This is a genomic window from Sphingobium psychrophilum, assembly GCF_012927105.1.
GTDB lineage: Bacteria > Pseudomonadota > Alphaproteobacteria > Sphingomonadales > Sphingomonadaceae > Sphingobium > Sphingobium psychrophilum.
Genome location: NZ_JABBFV010000026.1, coordinates 1 through 14,358, shown reverse-complemented (window position 1 = coordinate 14,358; position 14,358 = coordinate 1). Strand labels below are relative to the sequence as shown.

Genomic DNA, 14,358 nt, shown 5'->3' with positions numbered 1-14,358 from the left:
TGAGACCATCATCCCAAATACGCTCACGGTTAGGTCGATGCACTCCAAACAAACATAAGAAGATGCTCATCTCTTGGCTCCCTGATCACGACAATCGGGCCTACGCGAATCGTTCTACAGGAGTTTCACGCCCCGACAAATAGCGCCTCCAAATTTATAATGCACCGCACCATGACAGGCTGGGAATGGGGAGTAGATGGAGCCAGAGATCAATGCCGTGGCGGAACCGAACCGCGCACCTGCCCGTCGGGTGTAGTCAAATGACGACTCACATAATGATATGCGAATGCGTATCGGCATGCGGGGATGGCATCCGCTCAGCTCGAGCGATGCAGTGCTTCTTTCGCTACGGGGCTCCACCAAAATAGTGGAATCTCAACCCCCCACCCCCTTGACCGAAACATTGCCACCTTTTGTGGCAGGGCATTCGCCATTATGCCGGGCAGCCTGATGCGGCGATGGGTTCCCGCTATCACATTGGCATTGATGTCTTAGCGGTTATCGATGCGGCATAATTTCCTCATTGCCCCCAATACGTGCGGCCGTGAACAACCATAATCACAAAGAGATTGGAGCAGCAGCCGGACCTTTCATGGTATTAAGCGTGGCCTGTTCGCCGAACACATTCATTTTTACATCGGTGGCGGCGGCGGCGTGGTTAGAGCAGAGCGCACGGCTATCGGTACTTATGCCTTTATCGGGCTTTCGAGCTCTAGCTTGCAACCGCCAACTTGAAACTTGACGACGTCCAGGATGAAATCGTGACACGATATCCCGCTGAGCAGTCGCGACACAGGCTGCAGTGCAGACGGGAGGCCCTGGCACTAGCCCGATTGATGTCGGTCCTGCGCGATACCGACGGCATTGCCCCCTGACCGATGCCTGTGGCGATCCGCGCGAAAACATCCTGCAGGCATATGCCCTCTATATAGAGTGTCGGCGTGGCTTCGCGCCAATTTCAATGGTGCGCCACCTATGGTTATTTCGGCCGTTCATCGAGGAGCTGGCTCGCAATGCTGTTGCGCGTCCTTCGGGCCCGGAGGCGACGCACACGTCGAGCAGTATGCCGCTGACCGCGGACTGACGCCCGCTTGGATCATGTGCTCCCGTTTACAGGCGTTTCTGCGGTACCTGCGAGTCAAAGGCGTTCTCGCCAAAGACCTGTCGAACGCGCTCCCATCCGTGTATCGACCTGCCGAAGCCGGATTGACCAGCTTCATGCCGAGCGAAGATGCGCAGCACGCGCTTTCCTGCTGTGTCCAGGAGACGCATGTGTATCGACGTAACTGTGCGATCCTCATGCTACTGGCGCGGTCAGGGTTGGCGCGCGGACGCGCCTCTGGTAGCGTGCCAAGGCGCTGCGCAAAGGGCAGCGCCGGAACTGGTAATTCCGCCTGTGAAGCAACTCGGACACTTCGGTTTCCGGGGTGCCGCCGCGCATGTCCAAACCTCCGGGTGAAAGGCGGCGGCGCATGTCACAGGCATGTTACCAGCTCCGGCGGCTCCCGCGCCTAGCGTGCGGGAGTTCGGGCCTGTTCCGCATCGGTCTCCTCCGTCCCGCGTGACCGCCCCGATGTGGACCGGAGGTAACGATGAACCATTTTGTTCCTGTTCGATCACAGCATGCATTGAGTTCCATGCCGCCAACGTCGTTGATATCATCGACAAACGATAATTCCGCTCTCACAGACCTGTGCGAGACCTACGGCGCCGAACCGGTCAAGCTTCGGCGCACGCGGGAGGGGCGCGACCTCAGCCGCGTACGCTACCGCCGGGCCGAAGAATTTATGACTTTTCTTGTACCCGAAGTGCCTCTCGACTGGCCCGATTTCCTCTATTCAGCCGGTATCGTCGTGCAACTCGGCTTGTCATCCCATCTCCTGGACGTGGGTTTCCCCGACGATTGGTGCGCTCGGCATGTCGGCCTTCACGTTGACCGATCGTTAGCCTACGCCAACGTCACCGGGTTCGGTTGCGAATGCACCGAGACGATCCGACTGATGCAAATTCTAGCGCCTTATTGGAAGTGGAACCGACGCCACCTAACTGACGGTGTCTACTCCGACGGCAGCTTCAAGGCTGATCAGGTTCGGGCGCTGGTTCGTGCATTGATGGATCATGTGTGCCGTGTTACTGGCCATCGTCATCGCCCAATCATGAAGTCACAACATTCGCCCTCGGCACGGCGGGCCTTTGAAGGACCATAAAACGATGACGAGCCGGTCGCCGGATTGACCGTCGAAAACCGAGTCATTCCGTGGCGGCACGACACAATGGGGTGACCGGCATACAATCGGCAATTCAGATTTTTCCTCCAGCCGACGGAGCCGCCATTTTGTGCGGCAACGCAACGTGAATCAATCGGATATTTAGAACGCGTATATCTTGCGACCATCGCCGTTTCGTTATACGGCTTACTGCAAATCTTGCATCCACAAGGATAATGCACGCGTGAAGATTCCTGCCCTTCTTCTCCTTAATGCAGCGTTGCTCCTTGGTGCATGCGCGAAGAATGACATGCTGATTTCATCGGGAGATCGCTATGTTGCCAGTACGGACATCTCCGAAACATATGCTTTGGGGGCTGGCGATAAAATACGTATGACCGTCTTTAGTGAACCCGCGCTGTCGGGTGAATTCTCGGTCAGTTCCGACGGCGATCTGTCGCTGCCGCTCATTGGCAATGTACCAGTCGTCAGCAAAACGCTCGATCAGGTTACGGTCCAGGTCCAATCTTTGCTCGCCAATGGCTACCTGCGAGACCCCAAAGTTAACATGGAGATCGTTGCCTACCGCCCCTTCTTTGTGCTGGGTGAAGTGAAAGCTCCAGGTCAATATCCCTATGCGAGCGGCATGACGGTGATGAATGCCGTAGCGACGGCTGAAGGCTACACGCCGCGCGCGACCAAGAAGACCATTTACATCCGGCGCTTTGGCGAGAAAGTCGAGCAGGTATATGAGCTTACGCCAAATCTCCGAGTCTGGCCTGGCGATACCTTACGTGTTGCGGAGCGCTATTTCTGATCGGGATTGGTACATTGGGAGGCGAACAGAAAAGCTGCAACTGTCGAGCGGGCGTCGGCAAATGCGGCAATTCCGGCAAAAATAGCTCAGGCACCCTCTCACCCGGCAATCTTAGATGATGGTCGTATTGAGTTTAAGGCATCGCCATACATCTTCCAGTGGAAGAACGACGCGTGGCTTCTTTGGTCGTCTAGCGTTGGTGGGCTTACACGGATCAGCGCTTTTTGTGCCAGCGATGGCGCATGCTCAATCGACCACCACACTCATTCAGCCTGTCATCTCTCCAGACTATGGGCGCGACCGAAATGTCAGCGTGCTGGAACGGCAACACCCCGATTTTGCTCCCTTGGGGTATCGGCTGGGAAACTGGATACTCAACCCGTCACTTACCGTTTCTCCGGGCGTGACGAACAACGTTTATAACGATAATGACAATCGTCAGAGTGATGCCTTTGTCATAGTCGAGCCTAATCTGCGAATATCCTCTGACTGGGCGGTTCATCGACTAATATTGGAAGCGACCGGCGATCTGCGGCGCTATGCCCAAGCCTCCGTTCGCAATCAAGATGGATGGAAGATCGATGCATCAGGTCGTCTCGATGTGTCCCAGAATTTTTTTATAGAAGCTTCAGGGACTGTGGGGCGGCGTTTTGAGTCTCCGTTTTCAGACGATGTGATCAATAATACTACCAATGTGTCAAGCTATCTTCAAACTCTTGCAAACATGAAGGCGAGTTACACCGTAGGGCGCACGCGGTTGGTTGGTTCTGTAGACCGATCGAGCTATACATTTAATCGCGTGACATTTGCCGATCGGCCTGCCCGTGATCAGCGCTCGCGAGATCGGACTATGGATCGCCTGACTGGCATCATTGACTATGCTCTGTCTCCCAGCTTGTCCGTGTACGGTCAGATTGTTCTGGATCGTAATGAATATGATGCATTGATAGCAAATGGGCAGGCAAATCGAGATTCGACTGGTTATATGTTTGTAGGCGGTGTTAATTTTGACCTTGCCGGATTAATGCGCGGAAGCGTAGGTACAGGCTATAGTCACCGTGACTATAAATCTAAACTTTACCCGGACGCTTCCGGACTGTCGGTTCAGGCCAAGGTGGAATTTTTCCCAACGCCACTAACTACAATCGGCTTAACTGCACAACGTCAAATTCAGGATGCCGGACTTGGTGGTGCAGGTGCTTATCTAGACAACCGCGCCACCATGCGGGTCGATCATGAGTTGCTGGAAAATCTCGTTCTAACTCTGGACGCCGACGTCGCGCGTCGCAGTTATGAGGAACTCGACCAGCGGACTGATGTCGTTTCTGTTGGCGCTGCGGCTCGGTTCCAGATGACGCGAGGCCTGAGCTTTGGTGGCAATATCCGCTATGGCTCATCCACGCCAAACGGCAATAATTTAGGAAATGCTTTTGATGAGTTTCGGGCGATTGTGTCAGTGCGCATCAGACGATAAGGCAAGGGCTATATCCTCCGGGGTCACGTGTCAGCAGTCTGGCCGCGTGGTGGGGACAAGGGATCGGGATTGACATGAAAATTTCCAGTACAGCGGGATACGAGGCTCGGCTCTCGGACGTGGTCCGGTCCGTGAAGGAGGTCCTTCGACGTCGTTACCTCACCTTGGCAGTTGTCGCTGGCGTGATCACCGTCCTTGGCATCGCCCTGACCCTGCAACTGACGCCTTCCTATCAGGGCGTGACGAGGATCCAGCTTGATCCAAGTCGCAACCCCCTCGCCCGCAGCGCCAACGAGGCGCAGGCCCAACTCGCTAGCGAAGCGATCGAAACCGAGGTCGCAGTGATCAACTCCCTCGATATTTCACGCGATGTTGTAAAGCGCCTCAAACTCATCGATGATCCAGAATTTAACGGGTCAGTCACCGCTCGCCAGGAAAATGGCCCCGTTAGTGAAGAAGACCAGTTGGAGATTGTCGCGAATGCAGTTCGCAGTCATTTAAGCGTTGGACGGGAAAAGCTCACCTACATCATGGCGATCCGCTTCGATTCCCATGATGCAGAGAAAGCTGCACGCATCGCTAACGCCTATGCCAGCACATATCTCGACAATAAGGTTGGCAACAAGATTGGGGCCGCTGAGCGGCAGTCGGTCTGGATTCAGAAGCGCATGGACGAACTGGCCGCAGAGGTCCGTGCTGCGGATGAAAAGGTCGCTCAATATCAAGCACAGGCTGGGATTGTCAGGGGTGCCTCGAATAATCAGGGCACCATTACGGATCAGCAGGTGGGCCCTTTATCGGTTCAATTGGCCAGTGCGGAATCAGTTGCCGCGGAAGCGCGTTCAAAGCAGATATCGGCACAGCAGCAGGTCAAGAGCGGCCACCTTTACGCCGTCTCTGATGTACGTAACTCTGCAACCATACAGGACCTTCGTCGGCAACGCACTCTGCTCGTCCAGAGCATGGGTGAAATGCAAGTTCGCTATGGTAGTCGGCATCCCGATCTGATCAAGGTCCGCGATCAATTGGCTGGTATTGATGAGCAATTGAGCGATGAAGCTGGGCGTGTCATCCGATCACTCAAGGCTGATGCAGATGCAGCTGAAGCTCGCGCAAGTAGCTTGCGTATGGCGATGGAACGTTTGGAAGAAAAGCAATCCACCAATGCTCGTGCATCAGTCATTGCTGCTAGCATGCAGCGTGACGCCGATAGTAAGCATGAAGCTTATGATCGCCTCGCTCAGTCAGCACTGGAATCGCGTCAAGCTGCACAAAATTCCATTGCGCAAGCTCAGATCATTGATACTGCGGAGGCTCCTCAATCACCCTATTGGCCAAACAAGCCACTTTTCATTCTCCTTTCAATGATTGTCGGCGTCGGTGCTGGGATCGCAACCATTACCGCGCAGGAGATGATGGTATCGGGCATGCGCACGGTGGAGGATGTCGAGAACGAAATTGGCGTGCCCTTGATTGCCGCAGTACCTAATGTCCGCAAAATGTCTCGGCCTGCTGATCTGCTGATTGACAAGCCCACATCTCAATTCGCCGAAGCCCTTCGCAACGCCCGCGCGTCAATTCTAGGAGTGAAGGGCGAAGTGCCGCCAAAGATCATTGCCTTTACGTCCGCCTTGCCAGGCGAAGGCAAGACTACGACAGCACTAGGCATGGCTCGTACGATGGCACTAAATGGTGGCCGGACGATACTTGTGGATGCAGACGTTCGGCGCGCTCAGCTTCGCCAGATTACCGATGTCCATCCGGGCCCTGGTATTGTCGAACTTTTGCATGGCGAAGCGACATTGGACGAAGCCATTCAGAAGAGCGGCCTTGAAAACCTCGATCAGATCATCGTCCAAAAACCGTATTTCAGTTCCGAGAACCTCTTTGGCAATGATCTGATGCCCAAGATATTGGACGAATTGAGCACCCGATATGAGACCATCATTCTCGATTTGCCGCCTTTGGTCGGCCTAGCCGATGGCCGTTTCCTGGCTGCACTCGCTGATGCCGTAATTCTCGCCATCAAATGGGATGCGACCCCGACCCAAGCAGTCAACTCTGCAGCCTCTTGGCTCAAGTCGGATGGAGCTAATTTGGTTGGAGCGATGTTTACAATGGTCGATACGAGCTCGCAGTCTGTTGGCGCTTATTATTATTACTCAAAGAAGTACTCATCCTATTACCAGAGTGCATAAATAAGTGATTTTGGCATGATTATGGGTGAGAATTCTGAGATACAGAGCGAGTTGATGGATATTAAACCGACAATATTGGTCACGGGCGGCGCTGGCTATATCGGCAGCCATGCCGTCTTGGCGCTCAAAGACGCGGGCTATGGCGTGGTCGTGATCGACAATCTGGTCACCGGCTTCCGCTGGGCCGTCCCCGACGATGTGCCCTTCGTGCAGGGCGACATTGCTGACCAGCCGCTCGTTGAAACTACGCTGCGCGACCATGGCATCACCGCGATCATGCATTTCGCCGGCTCCGTCGTCGTGCCGGAATCGGTCGAAAACCCGCTCAAATATTATCACAACAACAGCGCCAAGACCCGCGACCTGATCGACAGTGCGGTGCGCGTTGGCATACCCCATTTCATCTTTTCATCCACCGCCGCCACCTATGGCACGCCGAACGTCGAAGCCGTGCGGGAAGATACGCCGCAACAGCCGATCAATCCCTACGGCATGTCCAAGCTGATGACCGAATATATGCTGCGCGACGTCGCAGCGGCGCATCCCATGAACTTCTGCGCGCTGCGCTATTTCAACGTCGCGGGGGCCGATCCGCAGGGGCGCACTGGCCAGTCGACGGCGGGCGCGACCCACCTGATCAAGGTCGCCGTCGAAGCCGCCTTGGGCAAGCGCGAGAGCGTCGCCATCTTCGGCACCGACTTCGCCACGCCTGACGGCACGGGGGTCCGCGACTATATCCATGTCAGCGACCTTGCCGCCGCCCATGTGCTGGCGCTCGAAGCGCTGATGGCGGAGCCGGATCGCAATCATCTGCTTAATTGCGGCTATGGCCGAGGCTTTTCGGTGCTGGACGTCCTCGATGCTGTGGACCGAGCCACCAACAATCCCATCCAGCGCATCATGGCCCCGCGCCGGGCGGGCGATCCTGCCGCGCTGATTTCGGACAATCGCGCCATCCGTAATGCATTCCCTTGGATACCGCAGTATGATGACATTGAATTGATCATCACTCACGCTCTTTCATGGGAAATGGTTTTGATCAGTCGCAGAATAGGCTCTTCGGCGTGAGCTCAGAAAATTATTACAGCATACTTGGGACGGACAGGTGTAGTTATGCCAACAAGATTGAGTGCTGACTCGTGCGGCTGATTGAACAAGCTCGCTGACGCAGGAGATGCCGAAGTATTGGCTGGAATGGCCTCCTGATGAGAAGGTTTGGTTGTTGAGACCAACCCCTGATCACGAGGCCATCCCATGGCGAATTGAACCGCTCCGGGTTTGCCGGAGGCTCTAACTCCTGAGTAGGTGGAGCCTGTATGACCAAGACAACGAACAAATTTGCGCCGGAAGTTCGCGAGCGCGCGGTACGGATGGTTTTCGACCACGAGCAGGATCATCCCTCCCGATGGGCAGCGGTGGTGTCGATCGCGGAGAAGATCGGCTACGTTCCACAGACGCTCCATGAGTGGGTGAAGAAGGCGGAGGTGAACAGCGGCAAGCGCGCCGGTGTCCCGACCGAAGTTGCCGACAAGGTGAAGGCGCTAGAACGCGAGGTCCGAGAGCTGGGGCAGGCCAACGAGATTCTGCGCAATGCGTCCGCATATTTTGCGCAGGCGGAGCTCGACCGCCCGTTCCGGCGATGATCGCGTTTATCGACGATCACCGCGATGCCTATGGGGTCGAGCCGATCTGCCGCGTCTTGCCGATCGCCCCATCTACTTACCACGAGCGCGTCGCGCAGCGACAGGATCCGGCACGCCTATCCGCGCGGGCGCAGCAGGATGTGGTCCTCAAGCCAGAGATCGCGCGCGTATTCTCCGAGAACTTCGCGGTCTATGGCGTGCGCAAGGTATGGCGGCAGATGATGCGGGAAGGTTTTCCGATCGCCCGCTGTACGGTCGCTCGGCTGATGCGCGAGATGGGGTCGGCAGAAGTAATCCGGGGCAAGCCAGTGCGCACCACGATCAGCGACAAGGCGGCACCGTGCCTGCTCGATCACGTCAACCGTCAGTTTTACGCGCCAGCGCCGAACATCCTATGGGTGTCGGACTTCACCTACGTCGCTACCTGGGCAGGCTTCGTCTACGTTGCCTTCGTCATCGACACCTACGCCAGACGGATCGTGGGCTGGCCGGCCAGCAGGACGGCCCATGCCAGCTTCGTCCTCGACGCTCTGGAACAAGCCCTCCACGATCGTCGGCCGACCCATCGGGGCGGCCTCATCTATCATAGCGATCGCGGGTCGCAATACGTGTCCATCAAGTACACCGAGCGCCTCGCTGAAGCCGGGATCGAACCGTCGGTTGGCAGCGTCGGCGACAGCTATGACAACGCTTTAGCCGAGACGATCAACGGCCTCTACAAGGCCGAGGTCATCCACCGCCGTGGTCCATGGCGATCGTTCGAAGCCGTGGAATACGCGACCCTCGAATGGGTCGATTGGTTCAACCATCGTCTGCTGCTGGAGCCCATCGGCAAGATCCCGCCTGCCGAAGCCGAAGATCAATATTATGCTGACGCAAACAATATCGATATGGCAGCGTGACTCACAACCCAACGCCTCCGGCAGACCCGACGCGGTTCAGTTCACGTTGTGGGACGCTCCATCAGCTCAGTACTTCTGTCGACGATCCGAGGTCCAAGCAGTCCTAAAGGTACTTGATCCTCGGCTTTAAGGTGTTAATACGCGCATCCAGCGACAGCCCCCAGGCCTGCTGGCCCGTTTTTCTCGCGTTGCTTGAAAGGGCTGTTATGCGAACTACCGCTCGACTTCGTGGTAACCATTTCGTCCGCTCGGCCGTTCCAATCAAGTCAAACTGGGGCCGCATAATATTCATCGCATTGATATTTATGCTGTTTTCAGGGGTCGCAACGCTACTTGCCGGGTTACCTTCATCGACCGGCAAATTCACTGCGGCAGGGATTACGCTGGTGGCCCCATTGCTTTTCCTCGCTTTTATGCCGCGCACATTCCAGCTGAGCCGCCTCACTGATTTCTTCCCGATCGGACTGTTCGCCTGGTTCCTGCTCGTGTCCTTTATCTCGAATAGATATGTCTATGGTTACGGTTATGAAAATTGGGTTCCAGCCATGTACATGGTCGTTCCGCTGCTTACATATTATCTCTGGTGGGGGATCGGGGCGACCCTAGAGGACATCGTCCTAGGCATCATGCTGACCGGCTTGATCGCCACAGGAGTAATCATAATAGATCAATTTTTACATCTTCCCCAGCTCGACGAATTGCGGAGGATGTCGGCCTTTACTGATATGAACGAATCGCGTCGTATCATCTTTTTGAAGAACGAATGCGTCATGGCGTTGTTGTTGACAATCGTCAGCCTTTCAAAAGGCAAGTCGCTCCTCGGCAACATATGGCTGTTTTTCGCGCTCGGTGTAATGGGCTTCACCATAGTTCAGGTCTTCGAAAGCCGCATGGCGCTCGCTGCAGTGGCGATTGCAGTTCTGTTTTACGTGCTTTTTTCAAGGGCCGGTGCGGTAAGGCGAGTAGTGATGGTCGGCGGGCTAATCATCATAGCGGTACCAGCCAGTATCTACGTTTTTGATCGTTACCTCGCGCCAATCTTCGCCCTTGGCATCTCCGATTACATTGAAGATTATAATGTCGAAATTCGCCTTCAATCGGCAGCCTACTGGATGGGTCATTTTGAGCGCACTATGGGGCTCGGTATCGGCGTAATGTCTGTTAGCCCTAATCAGCCAAACATCCAATCAAGTGTCATCGACCAAGCGTTCCTGCTCGCAGATATGGGCATGTTCGGCGCACTGTATCAGTACGGCATTATCGGCCTGATCGCTACGGTGATCGCTACCATTTACCTGATCCGGAGGCTTTTCATCTTGGGCCTGCAAAGCACGCATCCGCGCGCACCCGAAATGTTTATGATGGCATGTTTCATCCTCGCATTTGAACTCCAGCCGGTGCCAATTAGCTTCTTCACCTTGCAGTGGAGCCTACCGCTCGGTGCCACCTTGTGGTATGCGATGCGCCGCGGCGACTGGGAGTCTCGCCAATTGGAGGAGGTAACTATGGCTGCCACCCGCGGCCAGTGATCGGTCGCATACTTGCCCCCAAGCTATGCCGGACGGGAATCTTCGATGGGCTCTCCTGACCTGCCCACTGCTCTACGCGACATGATTTCCAAAGTATTTAATGTTGACTGCCAGTAGCTTTTCCGCAATGCAGCAAAACTATGGAGCGAGGTCTTGTTTACAAGGCATTAGCTGCTGGGGGCATTATACCAGATGATTGCAGACGGTCTCGACGGTATTGAGTGCTTGGGGAACCATGTATGCGTGGTGGGCGCAGGACCAATCGGACTTGCACTTGCGACGCGATTGGCGGCCGGAGGGGAGCGTGTACTGCTGCTCGAGTCTGGTGGCACATCGGCTGATTCCAAGGTTCAGGCGCTCGCTGCCGCCGATATAGTCGAGCCGTTTCGCCATGACGACATGATGGTCGCCACCTCTCGCCAAATGGGAGGGACCTCCAATCTGTGGGGTGCGCGGGTTCTGCCATATGATCCGATAGATTTCGAGCATCGCTCTTGGATCGGTGCGACCTGGCCGATCGAGTATGACGACATCTCTCCCTATTTCGCTGACGCCGTCGCAGCCACCGCATCGGGCGCTCCAGTTTATTCTGAGCCAGCTCCCATCGAACTGTCGGCGCGCGACGGCAGTTTTGATGCGACTCCGCTGGAACGCTGGGGCAATATCCAAGCCGCACAGCACATCCACGCCGCGGCGATCGCCGACAGCCCCAATTTGATCGTCCGCACTCACGTCACGGTCACAGGCACCGAATTTGCCGAAGACGGGCGTCTCGCTGCGCTCAAACTCGCCGATTCACGCAGCGGAGCGACAACACGACTACCTGTGAAAATGGTCGTGTTGGCAGCAGGCGGGCTGGAGACCACGCGCCTGCTACTCGCCGCCCAGCGAGAAGCACCAGCTCGTTTTGGCGGAATGGATGGCCCGCTCGGCCGCTACTACATGGGTCATGTAGTAGGTGAGATCAGCCGGATCGTTTTCAACGAGCCCGCTGTCGCTAAGAACTTCGATTTCCGCGTCGATAGCCACGGCTCTTATGTCCGCCGCCGCATCGCTCCCTCGGGCGCAACTCAGTGTGAACACAAGTTACTCAACTGTGCCTTCTGGCCAGTAGTACCGCAGATTGGCCATGCTGAGCATGACAGCGCAATCCTGTCGATGATTTGGATGGTGATGCGCTTGGGGCCGGTTGCACGGCTTTTGATCGCTGAGAAGCTGCGCCTGGCAAACTTGACCCCAGAGGATTCTCCCTTGTGGCACCACGCGCTTAACCTGGTGCGCGGCGCGCCGTCGGCTGTGCTTTTCGGCGTCGATTTTTTGCGCAAGCGTTATGACAAGAAAACACGGATGCCTGGCATCTTCGTCCGCAATCCCAGTGGCCGCTACGGCCTGTCCTATCACAGCGAGCAACTGCCCAACCCGGATAGCCGCGTACAACTGACGAGCGATTGCGATCGACTTGGCTTGCCTCGCCTATCGATCGACTTACGGTTCCTGCCCGAGGATGCAAATTCTGTGGTACGCACACACGTGCTGTTAGAACAATGGCTTGCTAAGGCCAAGATCGCGCGGCTCGACTATACGTGCCCGCCTACAGAGCGGGCAGCCACAGTGCTCGCCCAAGCCCGCCACGGCGCACACCAGATCGGTATTGCGCGCATGGGTACGAACTCCCACGAGGCCGTAGTAGATCGCGATTTGTTCACTTTCGATTGTGCTAATCTAGCGGTTGCCAGCACTGCGGTATTACCGACGTCCGGCCAGGCCAACCCCACTATGACTGGCATAATGCTTGGTCTTCGACTCGCCGATAGGCTGCTGCGCGGAACGGCACTCAGCATCAACACTAGCAAAGTCAATCGGGGCCTCTAAGGAGCGATACGATGAACAATATGAGCAATCTACCCGCCAATCCGCGCTACAGCGTCGCTCTATTTAATAGTTCCGACGTGCGCGGAAAGAAAGTCGGCGGCATTCAAACCTACATGCGCGACTACATAGAATATCATCCTGAAGACATGGACCTTCTGGTCGTCGGTGGTGATGAATCGGGCGAACTTCCGCTCGGCGAGATTTCTGAGGTGAAATTCCGCGATCGCAAGTTCAAGTTCTTGCCGCTGTTCCACCTTACCGAAGTGACCCCGACTTATAAGGGAATCGGCAATTCCGACACGTTCAAGTTCGCAAAGCTGATCATCCAAAATTTCGGCAAAATTAAAAAGATACTAAAGGAAGGCAATTACACTGTCGAAATCCGCCGCGTTGAATACGCCCCAATTTTCAAGGCAATGGGCGTGCCGGTCATCACGATGATGCATATCTGGGGCCGAAAGGACCAGAAGATGTCTAGTGTTCTCGGAAAATATTGGTGGATACGGGACATGAACGAATATCTTGCGGCGGCAACGTCGGTGAAAATGTACGGCGTCTCCACTCCAATGACCGAAATGTTTAAGACCAAGTACAAACGCTTCATCAACAAGTTTGATGTATTAACAACTTGGGCCAATCCAAAAATATTCAAGCCGACGCCGTACCAATTTGATGAGGACGATACGATCCATTTAATGTATGCTGGACGCCTCGATAAGTTCAAACGGCCGGACTTCATGTTCTCGGTAATAGCCGCGCTCGATCGGCAGACCGGTGGCAAGGTTCGCTTCCATTATGTCGGCGATTGGGACATGACCGTATGGCCTGAATTCTCCGCGGTCGAGCATCTCGTAATCAGGGAAGGGGTGTTGACCAGCGAACAGATCGGTAAGCTGCTTGAAGAGATGCATATCGGCTTACTCACCTCGGATTTCGAGGGAATGCCATGTATTGTAATGGAAACGCTGTCGTCGGGTCGGCCGGAAGTCGCGCGCCACCTGCCCCAACTTGAGGACGTAATTTACGACGGTGTCACAGGCTATCTAATTAAGGACGGGCCCGATCAAATCGAGGAGCAGGCCCGCCGCATCGTCGAAATCTACAGTAAGATGAAGGACGGAAGCATAACGCCCGAAACTGTCTCCAAGGCTGTAGAACCGTTTGGCCTTGTGCAATTACTATCCAAAATCTGGAACGATCACCGTGTTCTACACGATCTACCACGCATCCCCTTGGCAGGCGTACTGGACCCAGTGGTCGAGCGCCATGCGGCGAAGCCAGCGAGTGCAGCTTAGAATTCCTGCGGATTTGGTACTGTTGCGCGCCAATTCCATATGTGGACGGCTTCCTCTTGCAAGGGCTGAGCGAGTGATTTGATTGGATCTTTTGCTTCCATATGTCCGGCCTTTGGGTGCGACCGCCCATGGTCGCTGGCCAAGATCGTTTTCGCGGTGTGTGTGTTCCAAACATAGCAGCGGCCTGTTACGGCCACTGGAACATACGGAGTGTCACACGCCTCGGATCGATCGATCGCACCATCTGCTCTCTTCATGCAAGAACACGGATCAGCTCAACCGGTCGGTTACCAATATCCGTAACCGACCGGTTGAGGCCGCCTGCCTTGCTGTGACGTGAGCGCGTAAGGGACGTCCATAAGGACGTCGATATGGACGTCCTGAGCCAGAGCGAGGGACGGCAGTGGAGATATTGGGCCGG

Annotated in this window: 9 protein-coding genes and 1 other annotated feature; all 9 genes read left to right on the top strand. The window is 55.6% G+C overall.

Annotated features, from left to right (window positions below; all coding sequences use genetic code 11):
- Positions 1–1,592: 1,592 nt before the first annotated feature.
- Complete coding sequence (locus tag HHL08_RS22095) at positions 1,593–2,207, top strand: hypothetical protein (protein ID WP_169575118.1); 615 nt, start codon at positions 1,593–1,595, stop codon at positions 2,205–2,207.
- A gap of 244 nt (positions 2,208–2,451) precedes the next feature.
- Positions 2,452–3,024, top strand: coding sequence for a polysaccharide biosynthesis/export family protein (locus tag HHL08_RS22090; RefSeq protein ID WP_206378042.1), 573 nt, complete (start codon positions 2,452–2,454; stop codon positions 3,022–3,024).
- 115 nt (positions 3,025–3,139) lie between these two features.
- A complete protein-coding gene (locus HHL08_RS22085; RefSeq protein WP_169575117.1) occupies positions 3,140–4,498 on the top strand; it encodes an outer membrane beta-barrel protein in 1,359 nt (452 codons plus the stop codon).
- A 74-nt stretch (positions 4,499–4,572) separates the two neighbouring features.
- Positions 4,573–6,696 (top strand): GumC family protein, encoded by a 2,124-nt coding sequence (locus HHL08_RS22080; RefSeq protein ID WP_169575116.1) that lies wholly within the window; start codon positions 4,573–4,575, stop codon positions 6,694–6,696.
- A gap of 54 nt (positions 6,697–6,750) precedes the next feature.
- On the top strand, positions 6,751–7,764 hold the full coding sequence (gene galE / locus HHL08_RS22075) for a UDP-glucose 4-epimerase GalE (RefSeq protein WP_169575137.1): 1,014 nt from the start codon (positions 6,751–6,753) through the stop codon (positions 7,762–7,764).
- 248 nt (positions 7,765–8,012) lie between these two features.
- Positions 8,013–9,241 (top strand): IS3 family transposase gene (locus HHL08_RS22070; protein ID WP_169575115.1). Its coding sequence is split into 2 segments (ribosomal slippage): positions 8,013–8,301 and positions 8,301–9,241, totalling 1,230 coding nucleotides; the frame shifts between segments, so codons are not numbered across the junction.
- Positions 8,294–8,410 (top strand) — a sequence feature (AL1L pseudoknot). Its footprint overlaps the gene before it by 117 nt.
- A 113-nt stretch (positions 9,242–9,354) precedes the next feature.
- Positions 9,355–10,770, top strand: coding sequence for a hypothetical protein (locus HHL08_RS22065; protein WP_169575114.1), 1,416 nt, complete (start codon positions 9,355–9,357; stop codon positions 10,768–10,770).
- Between the two features lie 192 nt (positions 10,771–10,962).
- Positions 10,963–12,642 (top strand): GMC oxidoreductase, encoded by a 1,680-nt coding sequence (locus tag HHL08_RS22060; protein ID WP_169575113.1) that lies wholly within the window; start codon positions 10,963–10,965, stop codon positions 12,640–12,642.
- A gap of 11 nt (positions 12,643–12,653) precedes the next feature.
- Entirely contained in the window at positions 12,654–13,937 is a 1,284-nt protein-coding gene (locus HHL08_RS22055; RefSeq protein WP_169575112.1) for a glycosyltransferase, read from the top strand.
- Positions 13,938–14,358 lie beyond the last annotated feature (421 nt).